Annotated in this window: 18 protein-coding genes; 10 read left to right on the top strand and 8 right to left on the bottom strand. The window is 66.6% G+C overall.

Annotated elements, in window-relative coordinates; genetic code table 11:
- The first annotated feature begins 6 nt into the window (after positions 1–6).
- Genes dapF through M0208_RS07200 form a run of 3 tightly spaced genes read left to right on the top strand, consistent with a single transcriptional unit; the run spans position 7 to position 2,274 of the window.
- Positions 7–948, top strand: a complete 942-nt coding sequence (gene dapF / locus M0208_RS07210; RefSeq protein ID WP_258891042.1) for a diaminopimelate epimerase — start codon at positions 7–9, stop codon at positions 946–948.
- Positions 949–958: 10 nt separating this feature from the next.
- Entirely contained in the window at positions 959–1,735 is a 777-nt protein-coding gene (gene fdhD / locus M0208_RS07205; RefSeq protein ID WP_258891041.1) for a formate dehydrogenase accessory sulfurtransferase FdhD, read from the top strand.
- Positions 1,732–2,274 (top strand): molybdenum cofactor guanylyltransferase, encoded by a 543-nt coding sequence (locus M0208_RS07200; RefSeq protein WP_258891040.1) that lies wholly within the window; start codon positions 1,732–1,734, stop codon positions 2,272–2,274. Before fdhD ends, M0208_RS07200 begins: the two co-directional genes overlap by 4 nt.
- Here the strand turns inward: M0208_RS07200 and M0208_RS07195 are convergent.
- Positions 2,235–2,993, bottom strand: a complete 759-nt coding sequence (locus M0208_RS07195) for an N-formylglutamate amidohydrolase (protein ID WP_258891039.1) — start codon at positions 2,991–2,993, stop codon at positions 2,235–2,237. The two genes, M0208_RS07200 and M0208_RS07195, sit on opposite strands and share 40 nt — an antisense overlap.
- Before the next feature lie 26 nt (positions 2,994–3,019).
- Here M0208_RS07195 and M0208_RS07190 point away from each other — a divergent pair, with 26 nt between their 5' ends.
- Positions 3,020–3,925, top strand: a complete 906-nt coding sequence (locus M0208_RS07190; RefSeq protein WP_258891038.1) for a transglutaminase family protein — start codon at positions 3,020–3,022, stop codon at positions 3,923–3,925.
- Positions 3,926–3,938: 13 nt separating this feature from the next.
- On the top strand, positions 3,939–4,757 hold the full coding sequence (locus M0208_RS07185; protein WP_258891037.1) for a transglutaminase family protein: 819 nt from the start codon (positions 3,939–3,941) through the stop codon (positions 4,755–4,757).
- 135 nt (positions 4,758–4,892) lie between these two features.
- On the opposite strand, the gene M0208_RS07180 is transcribed toward M0208_RS07185, so the two are convergent.
- The 3 genes from M0208_RS07180 to M0208_RS07170 form a co-directional block, all read right to left on the bottom strand.
- Positions 4,893–5,195 carry a hypothetical protein gene (locus M0208_RS07180; RefSeq protein ID WP_258891036.1) on the bottom strand — a complete coding sequence of 101 codons (303 nt, stop codon included), beginning with the start codon at positions 5,193–5,195 and terminating at the stop codon, positions 4,893–4,895.
- Positions 5,196–5,216: 21 nt separating this feature from the next.
- Complete coding sequence (locus tag M0208_RS07175; RefSeq protein WP_258891035.1) at positions 5,217–6,731, bottom strand: murein L,D-transpeptidase; 1,515 nt, start codon at positions 6,729–6,731, stop codon at positions 5,217–5,219.
- A 121-nt stretch (positions 6,732–6,852) separates the two neighbouring features.
- Positions 6,853–7,494, bottom strand: a complete 642-nt coding sequence (locus M0208_RS07170) for a L,D-transpeptidase family protein (RefSeq protein WP_258891034.1) — start codon at positions 7,492–7,494, stop codon at positions 6,853–6,855.
- Between the two features lie 158 nt (positions 7,495–7,652).
- Here M0208_RS07170 and M0208_RS07165 point away from each other — a divergent pair, with 158 nt between their 5' ends.
- Positions 7,653–7,910 carry a hypothetical protein gene (locus tag M0208_RS07165; RefSeq protein WP_258891033.1) on the top strand — a complete coding sequence of 86 codons (258 nt, stop codon included), beginning with the start codon at positions 7,653–7,655 and terminating at the stop codon, positions 7,908–7,910.
- On the opposite strand, the gene M0208_RS07160 is transcribed toward M0208_RS07165, so the two are convergent.
- The 3 genes from M0208_RS07160 to M0208_RS07150 are packed head-to-tail and all read right to left on the bottom strand — an operon-like array spanning position 7,911 to position 9,370.
- Positions 7,911–8,858 (bottom strand): aldo/keto reductase, encoded by a 948-nt coding sequence (locus M0208_RS07160; protein WP_258891032.1) that lies wholly within the window; start codon positions 8,856–8,858, stop codon positions 7,911–7,913. It abuts the gene before it with no gap.
- Positions 8,855–9,010, bottom strand: a complete 156-nt coding sequence (locus M0208_RS07155; RefSeq protein WP_258891031.1) for a hypothetical protein — start codon at positions 9,008–9,010, stop codon at positions 8,855–8,857. The genes M0208_RS07160 and M0208_RS07155 overlap by 4 nt, the downstream gene beginning before the upstream one ends.
- Positions 9,011–9,046: 36 nt before the next feature.
- The gene (locus M0208_RS07150) at positions 9,047–9,370 is read right to left on the bottom strand and encodes a hypothetical protein (RefSeq protein WP_258891030.1); all 324 of its coding nucleotides are present in this window, start codon (positions 9,368–9,370) and stop codon (positions 9,047–9,049) included.
- Between the two features lie 259 nt (positions 9,371–9,629).
- Between M0208_RS07150 and M0208_RS07145 the strand changes: the two genes are divergently transcribed.
- From M0208_RS07145 to metH, 4 genes are all read left to right on the top strand, one after another.
- Positions 9,630–10,589 carry a metalloregulator ArsR/SmtB family transcription factor gene (locus M0208_RS07145; RefSeq protein WP_258891029.1) on the top strand — a complete coding sequence of 320 codons (960 nt, stop codon included), beginning with the start codon at positions 9,630–9,632 and terminating at the stop codon, positions 10,587–10,589.
- Entirely contained in the window at positions 10,586–11,527 is a 942-nt protein-coding gene (metF, locus tag M0208_RS07140) for a methylenetetrahydrofolate reductase [NAD(P)H] (RefSeq protein ID WP_258891028.1), read from the top strand. Before M0208_RS07145 ends, metF begins: the two co-directional genes overlap by 4 nt.
- 10 nt (positions 11,528–11,537) lie before the next feature.
- Positions 11,538–12,584: a homocysteine S-methyltransferase family protein gene (locus M0208_RS07135; protein WP_258891027.1), complete on the top strand. Its 1,047-nt coding sequence runs from the start codon at positions 11,538–11,540 to the stop codon at positions 12,582–12,584.
- 134 nt (positions 12,585–12,718) lie between these two features.
- Positions 12,719–15,370, top strand: a complete 2,652-nt coding sequence (metH, locus tag M0208_RS07130) for a methionine synthase (RefSeq protein ID WP_258893185.1) — start codon at positions 12,719–12,721, stop codon at positions 15,368–15,370.
- A 12-nt stretch (positions 15,371–15,382) separates the two neighbouring features.
- Here metH and M0208_RS07125 read toward each other — a convergent pair whose 3' ends face one another.
- A complete protein-coding gene (locus M0208_RS07125) occupies positions 15,383–16,333 on the bottom strand; it encodes a homocysteine S-methyltransferase family protein (RefSeq protein ID WP_258891026.1) in 951 nt (316 codons plus the stop codon).
- Positions 16,334–16,570: the final 237 nt, after the last annotated feature.

Raw genomic sequence — 16,570 nt, 5'->3', positions numbered from 1 at the left:
GCTGCGATGCGGTTCGACATCATCAAATGCCACGGATCGGGCAACGATTTCCCGTTGGTCGACGCGCGCGGGATCGACCTGGCCGACGACGAGTGGGCGGTCGTCGCGCGCGCGCTGGCGGACCGGCGCGGGTGTGTCGGCGGCGACGGGCTGCTGGCGCTGACCGGCGATCTGGGTTTCCGGATGTGGAACAGCGACGGATCTGAGGCGGAGACGTGTCTGAACGGCGTGCGATGCGTCGCGCGGCTGGCGTTCGAGCGTTTGGGGATCGACGCCGCGACGCTCAGGCTGCGCACGTCGGCGGTGGCGGTCACGCGTGCGGCCGACATCGCGCCGGGCGTCTACACCATCCGCGAAACCGCCGGACCCGCGACGCGCGACGTCACAGCCTGGCCGCTGACGGGCGAAGGCGCGGAGATCGTCGAGCGGCCGATCGCACAGCTTTCGTCCTCGCGCCCCTTCACAGCCGTGGCGATCCCGAACCCGCATCTGATCGCGTTCGTCGACTCGATCGACGAGGCTGAGCTAATTGGGATCGGCTTGGCGTGCGAGGCCGCGCCCGGCTGGCTGCCGAACCGCGCCAACGTGTCGTTCGTGCAGGTGCTGGACGCGGAGGCATTGTTCGTCCGCACGCATGAACGCGGCGTCGGGCTGACCGACAGTTGCGGCAGCGCGATGGCGGCGTCGGCGCACGCCGCGGCGCTGACCGGGCGGATCGGCTGGGGGCGGGAGGTGACCGTCCGCAACCGCGGCGGCATGATCCGCGCGCGCGCCGATGCCGATGGCATGGTCACGCTGAACGGCAATGCGACGTTCGAATGGGACGGCGCGGTCAGCGTCGATCTGGCGACCGGCATCGCGGGCGACCTGACGATCGCGCGCTGGCGCAACGATGAGATCGCGGCCTGGGCTGCGGTAGTGGACGAACGGTCCGCTGCGGCGTGCTGATGCGCCCGGCATGACCGGCGCGCGCGACTTCGGTTTCGTCCGACGCGCGGCCGATGGGACGACCGCGCCGATCGATCGTGCGGTCGCGGTGGAGATGCCGGTCGCGATCGAGTTCAACGGCATCGGTTATGCGGTGCTGATGGCGACGCCGCAGCATTTGGAAGATCTGGCGTTCGGTTTCGCCCTATCGGAGCGGTTGATCGACCGCGCGGGGGACGTGCTGGACGTGGTGGCGCATCCGGCCGCTGCCGGGGTCATCGTGCGCGTCACGCTGGCGAAGCGGGTCGCTGGCCGGATCGCCGATCGCGTGCGGCACCGGGCGTCCGAATCGTCGTGCGGATTGTGCGGGATCGAAAATCTTGAGCAGGCGCTGCGGCCGTTGCCGCGCGCCGTACGGACGTGGGCTGGCGACGAGGATGCACCGTTCCGCGCGCTAGCTGCGCTGGACGCGCTGCAACCGTTGGGAGAGGCGACGCGCGCGGTTCACGGCGCGGCGGCGTGTGCGGCGGACGGCGCACCGTGGCTGGTCCGCGAGGACGTCGGGCGGCACAATGCGTTCGACAAGCTGATCGGCGCGATGCTGCGGCGCGGGCAGGACTGGGACTGCGGATTCGCGCTCCTGACGTCGCGTTGTTCGTATGAACTGGTGGAGAAGGCGGTGCTATCGGGCTGTCCGATGCTGGCGACAATCTCCGCCCCGACGACGCTGGCGATCGAGCGCGCGGCGGCGGCGGGGCTGCGCTTGCGCGTGCTGGTGCGCGGCGATGCGTTGCTGGCGATTCCATGAGGACGCTCGGTGCGATACTGGCCGGCGGACGATCCCGGCGCTTCGGCAGCGACAAGGCGGTGGCGCTGCTGGATGGCGTGGCGCTGATCGGGCGGGTGATCGCGGCGCTGGGGCCGCAGGTCGATGCTCTGGTCGTGTGCGGGCGGACGATCGACGGGTATGATTGTGTCGCCGATCGGCCCGGTCCCGATCTCGGGCCGCTCGGCGGGCTGAGCGCGGCGCTGCACTACGCGCGCGCGAACGGGTTCGATCGGGTCGTCAGCGCGCCATGCGACGCGCCGTTTCTGCCCGTCGATCTGGTCGCGCGGTTGGCCGAGCCGCCCTGCTACGTCGCGGCGATGCCGGTGATCGGATTGTGGCCATCCAGCCTTTCGGAGACGCTCGACCGGCACCTCGCGACCGCGGATGACCGCTCGATGCGAAGCTGGGCGGTGATCGCTGGCGTGCGCTCGGTCGACCTCGGCGCGCTCGACAACGTGAATACGCCCGCCGATCTCGATCAACTGGCCAGCGCGGTGCGCAGCGCGTCCTCGATATAGGTCGCCCAGCGTTCGATCCCCGCCGCGTCGCCAAGCAGATCCTGCCGCACCTCGATCTCGACATAGGGCCGCGCCGGATAGGCGTGGCGCGGGATGGTGTAGTCGATCGAATCCATCCGGTACGGTTCGTTGTCGCCGACGGTCGGCGACGGGTCGGCCTGCAGCGCGCGCAGAAACGCGTGCGCGAAACGCGTGTCGCCGCGGTCGTGCAGCACCCCGATCTGCCACGGGCGTGCCTCTCCGCGCATCGCGGGCGTGAAGCTGTGCAGTGCGACCAGCACCGTTTCCCGCCCCGCCGCATCCCGCGCCGCCAGCCCATCGCCGATCGCGCGATGATACGGCTCGTGGATCGCCGCGACCCGCTTGGCCTTCGCCGCATCGTCGAGCGCCTGATTGCCGGGGATGCGCGTCCCGTCGCTGACCTCCGGCATCGCATCGATCGCATCCGGCGCGCGGTTGCAGTCGATCACCAGCCGCGAATACACCTGATGCACGAACGCCGCATCCATCCGCGCCGCCAGCACTTCGCCCAAGCCCGCGATGCCGATGTCCCAGCCGATGTGCTGCGCCAATTCCGCGTCGGACAATCCCAGCGACCCTAATACGCCCGGCACCAGATTTCCCGCATGATCGCCGATCAGGAGGAACGGGGAGGCCCCGTGCGGGTTGGTGATGCGAACCGGCGCGGGATCGTCCTGCTTCAGCATTTGGTTCCTCATCTCCATCGTGCAACACGGGAGCCACGATGCCGCTCCTTACCCTATCGCACGTCACGACCTATACGTATCGCCAGCCGGTTTCGTTCGGCGAGCACCGGATCATGGTCCGCCCGCGCGAGAGTTATGACCAGCATCTGATCGACGCGACGCTGACGATCGATCCCGAACCCGCCGACATCCGCTGGTTGCAGGACGTGTTCGGCAATTCGGTCGCCATCGCCACGTTCGATCGGCGCGCGAAGCAGCTGACGTTCGATAGCAAGATCAGGCTCCGCCACGAACCGGCCGAATTGCAGCACGTCGATATCGAAGAATATGCGCGGGTCTATCCGTTCACCTATTCGTCGGAGGAGATGCCCGACCTGCTGCGCTCGATCGAGCGCCAGCATCACGATCCGCTGCGCCGGATCGATGAATGGGCGCGGCGGTTCCTGAACACCAGCGGCCCGACCGACACGCTCGGCATCCTGTCGGACATGACCAAGGCGATCCGGCGCGAATTCACCTATGTCGCGCGGGCAGAAAAGGGCACGCAATCGCCGATCGAGACGCTGGAGCGGCGCAAGGGCACGTGCCGCGACTATGCGATGCTGATGATCGAGGCGGCGCGGGCGCTGGGCTTTGCGGCGCGCTTCGTCTCAGGCTACGTTTATTCGCCCAGCGCGCGCGAACGGCGCACCGGCGGGGGGAATACGCACGCCTGGGTGCGGGTATATCTGCCGGGATCGGGCTGGGTCGAATTCGATCCGACCAACGGCATCGTCGGCAACCGCGGGCTGATCCGCGTGGCGATCGTGCGCGATATTTATCAGGCGGTGCCGATTTCGGGAACCTGGAGCGGTTTCCCGGGTAGTTTCATCGACATGGACGTGGCCGTCGACGTGACGGTCGACGATGCGGTGGCGGCGCGGCCCCGGTCGGTGTCGGCGTAGGGAGTAAGAAGCGATGTTGATCCGCGCCGGTTACGACATCCGCTACGAAACCGACGTGCCGACGCCGATGATGGCGATGCTCAGCCTGCATCCCTCGCGCAGCAAGGATCTGCGCACGCAGCACCGCATCGTCACCACGCCCGACGTGCCGATGTACGATTATCTCGACGCTTTCGGGAACGTCTGTACCCGGATCACGGTGCCGGAGGGCGGGCTGACGCTCAGTTGCGATTTCACGATCGAAGATTCGGGCGAGCCCGACCGGATCACGCGCGACGCCGCCCAGCATCCGGTGCAGGATTTGCCCAACGACATTCTCGTGTACCTGCTCGGCAGCCGGTATTGCGAGACCGACCGGCTTTCGGAAACCGCGTGGAGCCTGTTCGGGCATATCGCGGGTGGGTGGGACAAGGTGCAGGCGATCGTCGACTTCGCCCACGATCATGTCGAATTCGGTTACCACCATGCGCGCCCGACCAAGACCGCGTGGGACGCGTACCAGGAAAAGCAGGGCGTGTGCCGCGATTTCGCGCATCTGGCGATCACATTGTGCCGCTGCATGAACATCCCGGCGCGGTACTGCACTGGATATCTGGGCGACATCGGCATTCCGCCGGTCGACGCGCCGATGGATTTCTCGGCGTGGTTCGACGTGTATCTGGGCGGCGAGTGGCATGTGTTCGACGCGCGCCACAATCGTCCGCGGATCGGGCGGCTGTTGATGGCGCGGGGCCGCGATGCGACGGATACCGCGCTGACGACGACGTTCGGCCCGGCACGGCTGGTCGGGTTCGACGTGCATACCGATGAGGTGGCGGAGACTTCAGGCTGAGGGCGCTCCCGTAATCCTCCCCTATAAGGGGAGGTGGCGCGCGTAGCGCGACGGAGGGGTGACACCCTCTCGATAGCGCGATACCCCTCCGTCAGGCTTCGCCTGCCACCTCCCCTTGCAGGGGAGGATTTTGAGCTATCGCTGCTCGGCGGCGTCCGCAGGCTGTTCCTGATCGCGGTTGGCGCGGGCGGTCATGCCGGTGGCCGAGGCGTCGTCGAGCATCTGTTCGTCGGGCGCGGCGGCGGCCTCCGGCGGCAGCGTCTCGGTCGGGCTGGGGGTGGGCGACGGGCTTGGCTCGGGCGTCGGCTCGGCCACGACCGGCGGCGGCGTGGGGGCGAGTTCTTCCACGTTGGTGTCCGCGGGCGGATTGTCGGTCTTACCGCCCGAACAGGCGGAAAGGGTCAGCGCGACGGCGGCGAGGCTCAGGATCGTCTTCATGTAATGCCCCTTAGCGGCCGATCAGCGCGCCGCCAATGTCTGTACCGCGGATCGCGCCTCGATCTTGCCCGCCAGCGTCCCGTCCCATTTGTACGGATCGTCGCGGAAGCTGACCTGTCCCGCGGCGTTGGCGAAGGCGGTCCAGTAGAGCAGGTACACCGCGACCGGCGTCGCCATCTTCGCGCGCACCGTCTTGCCCGCGGCGACGGTCTCGTCGATCGCCTCGGGCGTCCATTCGGGCGTGGTGCGCATCAGCAGCTTGGCGAGATCGGCGGGTTTCTCCAGCCGCACGCAGCCGTGGCTGGCCAGCCGGTCGAAGCGCGAGAAGCCGCTCTGCGCGGGCGTATCGTGCAGATACACCGCGAACGCATTGTCGAAGTCGAACTTGTACCGTCCCAGCGCGCTGCGTTCGGACGATTGCTGCAACCGCTTGCCACCGCCGCCGGTATCGATCACGCGAAAGCCGTTGCGCCGGAGATAGCCGGGGTTGGCGCGTTCCTTCGGCCACAATTCCTTCGTCGCGATCGACGTCGGCACGTTCCACGGCGGATTCAGCACCACGCTGTGGATCGCGGACACCAGCATCGGCGTCTCGTCACCCGGACGGCCGGTGACCGCCTTCATCGACTGGATCGGTTGGTCGCCGTCGAACACGGTCAGCACCGCGGCGGCGATGTTCACCTGCACGCGGTCCTTTTCCAGCTGCTGCGGCAGCCAGCGCCAGCGTTCCATGTTCGCCATAATCTGCCGGATGCGCGCCTCGACCGGCACGTTCAGCGCGGTGATCGTCTGCGGACCGACCTGACCTGCGGGATTCAGGCCATAGCGACGCTGCGCGCGGCGCACCGCGTCGAGCAGCGCCTGGTCGAACTTGTCGCCGGTCGCGGGGAGGGCGGTGTCCTCGACCGCGAGCCGCTTGCGCAATGCCCCGGTGGCCGCGCTGCTGCTGCCGAACTTCAGCGCGGTCCCAACCGCCAGCGGCGCCCAGCCGCCGGCCGCGGCGATCTTGCGATAATTCGCCAGGCCCGCGACGAGCGTGTCGTAGCCGGCATAGGGTGGTGGAAGCGACGCGACCCATGCCGCGAGCCGATCGCGCCTAACCGCGTCGGTGAAGCCGGGCAGCGGATCGTAGACTTGCGGTCTGATGCCCCAGTCGCGCTGGAAATCTGCGGTGTCGAGCCGCCCGACATGGACCGCGTGCGCATGATCCAGCGCCGCGCGGACCAGCGCATCGCCGACCGGCGGCGGGGTGGTGGCGGCGCGCTCCCGCAGCCCCTGCGCCAGCGAATCGCGCGCGATCAGTTCGGCGAGCTGCGTCGCCTGCGTTTCGCTCAGCGTCGGCAACGGCGCGGCGGGGGGAACGATCTGCACCGGGACGGGCGCAGGCGCGATCGGCGGCGGCGTCACCACGGTGGGCACGGGCGCGGGCAGGGGTGGCGGCGTGACCTGCGCCGATACCGGCAGCGCGGTCACGATCAGCGTGACGGCCAGCACGCCGCTGATGATCCGGTCCGGCGAAACATTGCGCGACGTCATGACGATACCCTTCGAGCCGATAACCCGGCTCGCTTTGCATCAGCCAATGAAGCCGTGCGATGAACCGCTCGCCGCGCTGCCTATGCCGGTCGTCGATGCGCTGCAAGCGGCGCGGCACACATCACGCCGCGGTGATCGGCTTTCCGACGTCCAGCTTCTCGCCGCGCGTCACGATCACCTTGTCGCCCAGCTTGACCGCGGCGAAAAGTTTCTTCGCGAACGGCTTCGGCACGCCGATGCAGCCGTGCGTCATATACCCGTCCTCCACCTCGCTCGCATGGATCGAGATGCCGTCGTTGGTCAGCCGCAGCATGTACGGCATCGGCGCGTGATAGATGTTGGAGACGTGATCAGCGTCCTTCTGCGTGATCGGATAAACGCCCAGCGGGGTCGGCTTCGCATCCGCCCCGAACAGGATCGCCGCCGCACCGATCTCATGCCCGTCGCGGAACACGCTCAGCACCTGCGCGGCGAGGTCGACCGTGATGACGATCGTGCCCTTGCCCGGCGCGGCGCTCTCATCCCAATGCGCGTCGCCCATCTTCAGCGGGCCGTCGATCGGCAGGATGCTCTTGACCGCATAGGCCGCTGGATCGGTTGCAGGCGCGGCTGGTGTCGATTGATCAGACTTGAGGGGCGGAACGGCCTGACTGGCCAGCACCCGCCGCCCGCCCGAAAGAACCGTCGCGGCCGTGGCGAGCGTCCCCCATGCGGCGAGAAACCCGGCCATCGCCATCGCGGGAATGCGGAATCGCGGTGCCATGACGCACGTCATCGCATGAATTGGTTGCGCGCGGGTGAATGTGACCGGCCCTCGCATTGAACGCGTATCGGCCCTATATCGGTTTCATCGCATTGCTTCAGCCAGCATCGGTGCGACTGAGAGATACGCGCGCTCCCGCTATAGTCGAGGAGCCATGCATGGCCGATACGCAGACCGCCGCCAATCAGAACGTCCCTGCCCCGTCGCGCGCGATGAACGTCGACGCCGCGCGCGCCGACGTGATCGCGATGTGCGCGAAACATAAAGCGACGATCAGCACGATCGAGGATCTGATGTCCGGCGGAACGCGCGTCGTACTGATGAACGGCACCGATGCAGCGGTGATCCGCAAGGCATTCGGCAAGAAGGTGATCGCCGGAGAAGTCGTGCGGACCCGCTGGGTCCGCAACGGGTAACTAAGCCCCCGCGTCGGTCAACCGCGCCAGTTGATCGTCGCTCAGGTCGAGCGTCATTGCGGGCAACAGTTCCTCGATCTGTTTCGCGCTGGTGGCGCTGGCGATCGGCGCGGTGACGCCGGGTTGCGCGATCAGCCACGCCAGCGCGATCTGCGCCAGCGTCGCACCGGTTTCGGCGGCCACGCTGTCCATCGCGTCCAGTACCGCCTTGCCCTCGCCCTCCAGCAAATCGCCCATCCGGCCGCCGCGGACGCTCTTCGAAAGATCGTCGCGCGTGCGGTACTTGCCGGTCAGGAAGCCCGAGGCGAGTCCGTAATAGGGCACGACGCCGATGTTTTCGATGACGCAATAATCCTGCAATTCACCCTCGAACTTGTGGCGGCTGACCAGATTATATTCGGGCTGGAGCACGTGATAGCGCGGCATGCCGGCAGCCTTCGCCGCGTCGTTGGCCGATTTCAGCCGTGCGGCGTGGAAATTGGACGCGCCGATCACGCGCACCTTGCCCGCGTCGACCAACCGGCCGAACGCTTCCAACGCGGCGTCCTGCGGCGTATCGTCATCGTCTTGGTGCGCGAAATACAGGTCGATCCGGTCGGTGCCCAGCCGCTTCAGCGAAGCCTCGCACGCTGCGGCGATCCGCGCGGGCGCGAGCTTCTCGCCGCCTTCGCCCGGCAGCATTCCAACCTTGGTCGCGATCTGGACCGCATCGCGTTGGCCGCTGACCTTCAGCCATTCGCCGATCATCGTCTCAGATTCGCCGCCCTTATGTCCTGGCACCCACGCCGAATAGACGTCGGCGGTGTCGATCATCGTCCCGCCGCCCGCCACGAACGCGTCCAGCACGGCGAAACTTGCGTCGCGGTCGGCGGTCCAGCCGAACACGTTGCCGCCCAGCACCAAAGGTGCGATTTCGAGGTCGGTCGAACCCAGGCGGCGGTTGGTCATTCGACGTCGCTTTCGTTCAGAGCGGCGGCGGAGACGCTGTTCGCATCGAGCATCGCCGCTGCATCGTTCAATTGCTGCTGCTCATCGGCGGTGATCGCGCCGGGCGCATCCGGTTCGGCCGAACAGGCCGCCAGGAAAAGGAGGGACGCCATCAGCGCCCCTCCCACAGGTCGGACAAGCGACAAGGCTTAGTCCTTCAGCTTTTCGCCCGTATCTTTCAGCGCTTCGCCGGTGGCGTCGGCTGCGCGATCGGTGCCGTTGGCGATCGCCGCACCGGTGCGATCCGCACCGCGTTCGATCTTGTCGCCAGCGTTGTCCAGCGTCGCTTCGGCCGAACCGAGCGCACGGTCGCTGGCGGCTTCGACGTCACGCGCCGCTTCGCTGGTCGTCGCGCTGACATCCGAACCAACCGCATTCGCGGCCTCGGCGCTCTCGTTCTGGGCCTTCTGGCTGCACGCCGAAAGGCCTGCAGCAGCAACCAGCGCAAGGCCGGCGGTCACGAAAAACTTCATCGATACTCTCCCTGTCGATACCACGCGGACGATTAGGTCCGGCGCGCATCAACGCTAGCCGGGTCGATTTGGGTCCGCAACGTGTGGTTTGACGCCCTCTCGGGCGTGAGTCGGTGCCAGCCCGCACCCCCACCCGACCACCCATCAGGATACCGTGTGGGTGGTCGGGTGGGGGTGCGGGCTGGCACCGACTATCGGCGTGAGCCGATCAAACACACCACATTGACCTCATATAAAGATATCTTTATATGTTGCTTCGATGACCGTCGCCCTCGACATCTTTCGTGCACTCGCCGATTCCTCGCGGCTCCGGATCCTGCGCTTGCTGCGCTCGATGGAGCTGTCGGTCGGCGAACTCGCGCAGGTGCTGGGGCAGAGCCAGCCGCGCGTGTCGCGGCATGTGAAGATCCTGTGCGACGCGGGACTTGCCGAACGCCGCAAGGAAGGCAGCTGGGTGTTCGTGGCGCTGGGCGCGGAGGCGCTGGTCGCGCCCGTCGCCGATGCGCTCGATCGCTGGGATGTGGCCGCGCCCGATCGCGAAGCAGGGACGGACGCGGCGCGGCTGGCCGCGGTGCGCGCCGATCGCGCGGCGTCGGCGGCGCAGTGGTTCGAGGCGAAGGCCACCGAATGGGACGCGATCCGCTCGCTCCACATCGCCGAAAGCGAGGTCGAGGCGGCGATGAGCGATGTGCTCGGGAGCGCGCCGCTCGGCCGGCTGATCGACATCGGCACCGGCACCGGCCGCATGATCGAATTGTTCGCGCCGCACGCGCAGACCGCGCTAGGGATCGATCGCTCGTCCGAAATGCTGCGTCTGGCGCGTGCGAAAATCGGCGAGCGCGGGCTCGACAATGCCGAGTTGCGGCAGGCCGATCTGTATGCGCTGCCGATGGCGGACGGTGATGCCGACGTGGCGATCATCCACCACGTGCTGCATTTCGCGCAGCAACCCGGCGCGGCGATCGTCGAGGCGGCGCGCGTCCTGCGGCCCGGCGGGCGACTGTTGATCGCCGATTTCGCAGCCCACGACCGCGAGGAACTCCGCACGCGCGATGCGCACGCGCGGCTGGGGTTCTCGGACGCGCAGATCGAGGGCTGGTTCGCCGCCGCCGGGCTGACGTGCGCGCGCACCGAGACGCTGGAGGGCGGCGAACTGACCGTGAAATTGTGGCTCGGCCGGAAAATCGGCGCGGCCCTGCATGAGGTGAAGGCGGCATGAGCTTCTCGATCAATCAGCTCGAAGAGGCGCGCCGCGCGCTCGACGCGCCGCTCTACGCCGACGTGGCGGGCGACATCGCGGTCAGCTTCGAATTCTTTCCGCCCAAGACCGAGAAGATGGAGGCGACGCTGTGGGATTCGGTCGCGACGCTCAGCCCGCTCGGGCCGCGCTTCGTGTCGGTCACGTACGGCGCGGGCGGATCGACCCGCGAGCGCACCCACGCGACGGTGGCGCGGATCGCCCGCGAAACCGATATCCCCGCCGCCGCGCATCTGACCTGTGTCGAGGCGACGCGCGAAGAAATCGATCAAGTCGCGCAGGAATATTGGGCCGCGGGCGTGCGGCACATCGTCGCGCTGCGCGGCGATCCGCCGGTCGCGGGCGCGCGCTATCAGGCGCACCCCGGCGGCTATGAAAACGCCGCGGCACTGGTCGCGGGGCTGAAGCGGCTGCATCCGTTCGAGATTTCGGTCTCGGCCTATCCCGAATGCCATCCCGATTCGGCCAATGCCGCGGCCGATCTCGACAATCTGAAGCGTAAACTGGATGCAGGCGCGAGCCGCGCGATCACGCAATTCTTCCATCAGCCCGACACGTTCTTCCGCTACCGCGATCAGGTCGCGGCCGCGGGGATCGACGCCGAAATCGTGCCGGGGATCATGCCCGTGACGAACTTCGCCGCGGTGAAACGGATGAGCGCGATGTGCGGCACCGCCGTGCCCGACTGGATGGAGCGGCTGTTCGCCGGACTCGAGGATCATGCCGAGGCGCGCCAACTGGTCGCCGCGACGCTGGCCGCCGAACTGTGCCGGAAACTGTACGCCGGCGGCGTGAAGACCTTCCACTTCTACACCCTCAACCGCGCCGAACTGAGCTTCGCGATCTGCCACATGCTCGGCGTTCGGGCGAAGGCTGCGGCACAGGCTGAAGCTGCTTGAGGATCATCAGATGACAGCACGCGAACGACTGAACGCCGAAGCCACGAAGCGCATCCTGATCACCGATGGCGCGTTCGGGACCGAGATTCAGAACTGGAAGCTGGCCGAGGCCGACTATGCCGGCGATCTGGGCCTCAGCCACGATCAGAAGGGTAACAACGACATCCTAGCGCTGACCAGGCCCGAGGTGCCCGAGGCGATCACGCGCGCGTATCTGGAGGCGGGGTCGGACATCGTGTCGACCAACACGTTCAGCGCCAACGTCATCAGCCAGGCCGATTACGGGGCGGAAGCCCTGGTCGCGGACATCAACATCGCCTCCGCGCAGATCGCCCGACGCTTGGCGGATGAATATGCGGCGAAGGACGGCCGTCCGCGCTTCGTCGCAGGGGCGATCGGGCCGACCAACAAGACGTTGTCGCTGTCACCCGACGTCAACGATCCGGGTTTTCGCGAGATCACGTTCGACTATTTGAAGGACGTGTACCGCCAGCAGACTGACGCGTTGGTCGCGGGCGGGGTGGACTTCATCCTGATCGAGACGGTGTTCGACACGCTGAACGCGAAGGCGGGCGTGATGGCCGCGATCGAGGCGGCGAACGACCTGGGCCGCGACCTGCCGATCATGCTGTCGATGACGCTGACCGATCTGTCGGGGCGCAATTTGTCTGGCCACACGGTGGAGGCGTTCTGGCATGCGGTGCGGCACGCGAAGCCGGTGACGATCGGGCTGAACTGTTCGTTCGGCGCGGAACAGCTCCGTCCGCACGTGAAGGTGCTGAGCGATATCTGCGACACGCTCATCATGATCTATCCCAATGCCGGTCTGCCCAACGAGCTAGGTGAATATGACGAGATGCCGGATACGACCGCGGGGCTGGTCGGCGAATGGGCCGATGCGCATCAGGTCAACGTGCTCGGCGGCTGCTGCGGGTCAACGCCCGCGCATATCGCGGCGATGGCGGCGCGGGTGAAGGGCGTGGCGCCACGGCAGGTGGTGACGCCCGCGGTGCGCACGCGGTTGGCCGGGCTGGAACCGTTCACGATGGCGGCGTGATCCTTCTCCCTCTCCCCCTCCGGGGAGAGGGTGCCGAGCGAAGCGAAGGCGGGAGAGGGGCCTGTCACCAGCGATACGGACTGCCCCTCTCCCCGACCCTCTCCCCAGAAGGGGAGAGGGAGAAGAAAGTGCCAATGACCCAATCCTCCACCAGTTTCGTCAACATCGGTGAACGCACCAACGTCACCGGCTCGGCCGCGTTCAAGAAGCTCATCATGGCGGGCGACTACACCCGCGCGGTCGAGGTCGCGCGGCAGCAGGTGGAGAACGGCGCGCAGGTCGTCGACGTCAACATGGACGAAGGCCTGCTCGATTCCGAAGAGGCGATGGTTACGTTCCTGAAGCTGATCGCCGCCGAACCCGACATCGCGCGCGTGCCGTTCATGATCGACAGTTCTAAGTGGAGCGTGATCGAGGCGGGGCTGAAATGCGTCAGCGGCAAGCCGATCGTCAATTCGATCAGCATGAAGGAGGGGGAGGACGCCTTCCTCCACCACGCGCGGCTGTGCATGGCCTATGGCGCGGCGGTCGTTGTGATGGCGTTCGACGAGGTGGGGCAGGCGGACACCCGCGAACGGAAAGTCGAAATCTGCGCGCGCGCCTATGACCTGCTGACCGGCATCGGCTTCCCGCCCGAGGACATCATCTTCGATCCCAACATCTTCGCGGTCGCGACGGGGATCGAGGAGCATAACAATTACGCGGTCGATTTCATCGAGGCGTGCAAGGACATCAAGGCGCGATTGCCGCACGTCCATATTTCCGGCGGCCTCTCGAACCTCAGCTTCAGCTTCCGCGGCAACGAACCGGTGCGGAAAGCCATGCACAGCGTGTTCCTGTACCACGCGATCCCCGCGGGGCTGGACATGGCGATCGTCAACGCGGGCCAGCTTGACGTGTACGATACGATCGACCCCGAATTGCGCATCGCGTGCGAGGACGTGGTGCTCAACCGTGATCCCGAGGCGGGCGACCGGCTGGTCGCGCTCGCCGAAGAGTATCGCGGGACCGATGCGGTGGCGGAGAAGGCTGCGGCCGAATGGCGCAGCCTGGATGTCGGCAAACGGCTGGAATATGCGCTGGTCAAGGGCATCGATGCGCACGTCGTCGAGGATACCGAGGAATGCCGTCTGCTCTACGCGCGCCCGATCGAGGTGATCGAAGGCCCGCTGATGGACGGGATGAACGTCGTCGGCGACCTGTTCGGCAGCGGCAAGATGTTCCTGCCGCAGGTCGTCAAATCCGCGCGCGTGATGAAGAAGGCGGTCGCGCACCTGCTGCCCTTCATCGAGGCGTCGAAAGAGCCGGGCGCGAAGGGCAAGGGCAAGATCGTGATGGCGACCGTGAAGGGCGACGTCCACGATATCGGCAAGAACATCGTCGGCGTCGTCCTGCAGTGCAACGGCTTCGACGTGGTCGACCTGGGCGTGATGGTGCCGTGGTCGAAGATACTGGAGGCGGCGAACGAGAATGACGCCGACATGATCGGGCTGTCGGGACTCATCACGCCGTCGCTGGACGAGATGGTGACGGTCGCGGAAGAGATGAAGCGCGCGGGCATGACGATGCCGCTGCTGATCGGCGGCGCAACGACGTCGAAGGTGCATACCGCGCTGCGCATTTCGCCCGCTTATGACGGGCCGATCGTGCATGTGCTCGACGCGAGCCGCGCGGTCGGCGTGGCGACGACATTGGTCAGCGACACCGGGCGCGACGCCTATGTCGCGGGGATCGCCGACGATTACGAAAAGGTCCGCGTCGCGCGTGCGAACAAGGGCCAGAACGACCTGCTACCGCTGGCCAAGGCGCGCGCGAACCCGTTCGTCGCCGACATGGCGCTGAAGCCGCCCGCGCCGTTGAAGCCCGGCGTGCACGTCTTCCGCGACTGGGATCTCAGCGACCTGCGCGAGCTGATCGACTGGACCCCGTTCTTCCGCGCGTGGGAACTGGCCGGCAATTATCCCGCGATCCTCGACGATGCGGTCGTCGGCGAAAGCGCGACGTCGCTGTTCGCCGACGCGACCGCGATGCTCGACCGGATCGTCGCCGAGAAATGGCTGACCGCCCGCGGCGTCGCGGGGCTGTGGAGTTGCGCGCGGCACGACGACGACGTGATCGTCGACCTGCAGGGCGACTTCAACGCGGAGGAACTGCGCGGGCTCGATCACCTCAATCTGGTCGAGGGCACCGACGTCATCCGCCTGCCGTTCCTGCGCCAGCAGATCGCCAAGCGCGAAGGCCGCGCGAACATGTGTCTCGCCGATTTCGTCGACCCGAAGGGCGACTGGATCGGCGGATTCGCAGTGTCGATCCACGGCATCGAACCGCATCTGGCGCGGTTCAAGGCGGGAATCGACGATTACAGCGACATCCTGCTGAAGGCGCTGGCCGACCGCCTGGCCGAGGCCTTCGCCGAACGCCTGCACCAGCACGTCCGGCAGGAACTATGGGGCTATGCCCCCGACGAACAACTGACCAACGAAGCGCTGATCCGCGAGCAATATCGCGGCATCCGCCCCGCGCCGGGCTATCCCGCGTGTCCCGAGCACAGTTTAAAGACCCAGTTGTTCGAAATGCTCGACGCGCACCACGCCACCGGCGCGACGCTGACCGAAAGCTTCGCGATGCTCCCGACCGCGGCGGTCAGCGGCTTCTACTTCGGACATCCGCAGGCCGAATATTTCGGTGTCGCGCGCATCGGCGAGGATCAGGTGGCGGACTATGCCACGCGGCGCGGCGTGGATGTGGCGCAGGCGACGCGGTGGTTGCGGCCCAATCTGGACTAACGCCTGATCGCTTCACTCATTTGTCACGGCGGGGCCAAGGCAGGCTTCGGCGATCGCGGTGACGTGGCGCAGGTCGGTCCCACAGCAGCCGCCCAATATCGTGATCGTCGGAACGCGGCGGCAGAGGTCGCCATATTGCGCCGCCAGTTCCGCGGGGTCGCCGATATCGAGTTCGGTCATCGCATCGAGTTCGGCATGGCTGCACCGCGACGCATTGGCGCGCACGCCGCGGATGCGGGCCGTCCATGCCATGTCGGGCTCCAGCACCGATGCGAAATGCGTCGGATGCGCGCAATTGATCATGTAATAAGCGGGATAGGCCGCAGTCGCGTCATCGACGGCCTTCACCGCATCGGCCAACCTGTCGCCGGTGGGCAGCGCGCCATCGGTTTCGACCGTGAAACTGATCGCGACCGGCGATCCCAATTCCTGTGCCGCGCGGGTAAGACCGATCGCTTCGGGCACGTTGGTCATCGTGATACCTGACAGCATATTCGCACCCGCGGCGACCAGTACGCCTGCCTGATGCCGATGATAAAGCTCAGCCTCGTCGACACGCATGATCCGGCCAGGATCGTATCCGTCACCGCGCGGTCCGATGCAGCCGCTCACCACGATGTGCGGCACCGCCGAGCGCCAGGTATCGCGCAGCCGGACGAGCATCTGCACGGCTTCATGATTTAGCCGGTCGAGTTCAGGGTCGGTAAGGCCAAGCGGCCCGGCCCAATCGGGGCTGGCCCGCCAGGTCGCACTTTCGAGGATCACCCCGATAAGCATCCGCTCGGCCAGCTTCAGGAATCCGGTAAAATAATCCTCCAGCGCCCGCCGACCATCCTCGGTCCTGAGCAACACCACCGACGCGAAATGCGGCAGGTCGATGCCCCTGTTGAACAATATGTCCGTCTCAAGACCCGCATCGGTCAGGAACGGGTGATAGAGTTGGGGAAGTCCTGCATTGCTCATCATATGGTCCGGACCCTCGGCGGCATGGCGACTCGAAAGGTAATGGCGGACATTCAAGATACGCGAGCAGTCGGGGCCGGGGAAGTTCACGAAGGTACGCGCTGCTGAAGCAAACATGCGCCCGGAACATTGTTACCAAGGGCGGAAGCCGTGATCACGTTTTCCTACACGATGCCGATCTGCTAAAGGTCGCTCGCTGTTTCTCATCGCTGGATCGTCGCAAGCCGTAATCGCGCT

Source organism: Sphingomonas sp. SUN019, from assembly GCF_024758705.1.
Taxonomy (GTDB): Bacteria; Pseudomonadota; Alphaproteobacteria; order Sphingomonadales; family Sphingomonadaceae; genus Sphingomonas.
Note: the sequence above shows the minus strand (reverse complement) of the source record. Positions and strands in the feature narration are given on the sequence as shown.

What these genes read in the sequence shown, in the direction of transcription:
- dapF (WP_258891042.1), top strand. Translation starts at nt 7, where the DNA reads ATGCGGTTCGACATCATCAAATGCCACGGATCGGGCAACGATTTCCCG.
- fdhD (WP_258891041.1), top strand. Translation starts at nt 959, where the DNA reads ATGACCGGCGCGCGCGACTTCGGTTTCGTCCGACGCGCGGCCGATGGG.
- M0208_RS07200 (WP_258891040.1), top strand. Translation starts at nt 1,732, where the DNA reads ATGAGGACGCTCGGTGCGATACTGGCCGGCGGACGATCCCGGCGCTTC.
- M0208_RS07195 (WP_258891039.1), bottom strand. Translation starts at nt 2,993, where the DNA reads ATGAGGAACCAAATGCTGAAGCAGGACGATCCCGCGCCGGTTCGCATC.
- M0208_RS07190 (WP_258891038.1), top strand. Translation starts at nt 3,020, where the DNA reads ATGCCGCTCCTTACCCTATCGCACGTCACGACCTATACGTATCGCCAG.
- M0208_RS07185 (WP_258891037.1), top strand. Translation starts at nt 3,939, where the DNA reads ATGTTGATCCGCGCCGGTTACGACATCCGCTACGAAACCGACGTGCCG.
- M0208_RS07180 (WP_258891036.1), bottom strand. Translation starts at nt 5,195, where the DNA reads ATGAAGACGATCCTGAGCCTCGCCGCCGTCGCGCTGACCCTTTCCGCC.
- M0208_RS07175 (WP_258891035.1), bottom strand. Translation starts at nt 6,731, where the DNA reads ATGACGTCGCGCAATGTTTCGCCGGACCGGATCATCAGCGGCGTGCTG.
- M0208_RS07170 (WP_258891034.1), bottom strand. Translation starts at nt 7,494, where the DNA reads ATGGCACCGCGATTCCGCATTCCCGCGATGGCGATGGCCGGGTTTCTC.
- M0208_RS07165 (WP_258891033.1), top strand. Translation starts at nt 7,653, where the DNA reads ATGGCCGATACGCAGACCGCCGCCAATCAGAACGTCCCTGCCCCGTCG.
- M0208_RS07160 (WP_258891032.1), bottom strand. Translation starts at nt 8,858, where the DNA reads ATGACCAACCGCCGCCTGGGTTCGACCGACCTCGAAATCGCACCTTTG.
- M0208_RS07155 (WP_258891031.1), bottom strand. Translation starts at nt 9,010, where the DNA reads ATGGCGTCCCTCCTTTTCCTGGCGGCCTGTTCGGCCGAACCGGATGCG.
- M0208_RS07150 (WP_258891030.1), bottom strand. Translation starts at nt 9,370, where the DNA reads ATGAAGTTTTTCGTGACCGCCGGCCTTGCGCTGGTTGCTGCTGCAGGC.
- M0208_RS07145 (WP_258891029.1), top strand. Translation starts at nt 9,630, where the DNA reads ATGACCGTCGCCCTCGACATCTTTCGTGCACTCGCCGATTCCTCGCGG.
- metF (WP_258891028.1), top strand. Translation starts at nt 10,586, where the DNA reads ATGAGCTTCTCGATCAATCAGCTCGAAGAGGCGCGCCGCGCGCTCGAC.
- M0208_RS07135 (WP_258891027.1), top strand. Translation starts at nt 11,538, where the DNA reads ATGACAGCACGCGAACGACTGAACGCCGAAGCCACGAAGCGCATCCTG.
- metH (WP_258893185.1), top strand. Translation starts at nt 12,719, where the DNA reads ATGACCCAATCCTCCACCAGTTTCGTCAACATCGGTGAACGCACCAAC.
- M0208_RS07125 (WP_258891026.1), bottom strand. Translation starts at nt 16,333, where the DNA reads ATGAGCAATGCAGGACTTCCCCAACTCTATCACCCGTTCCTGACCGAT.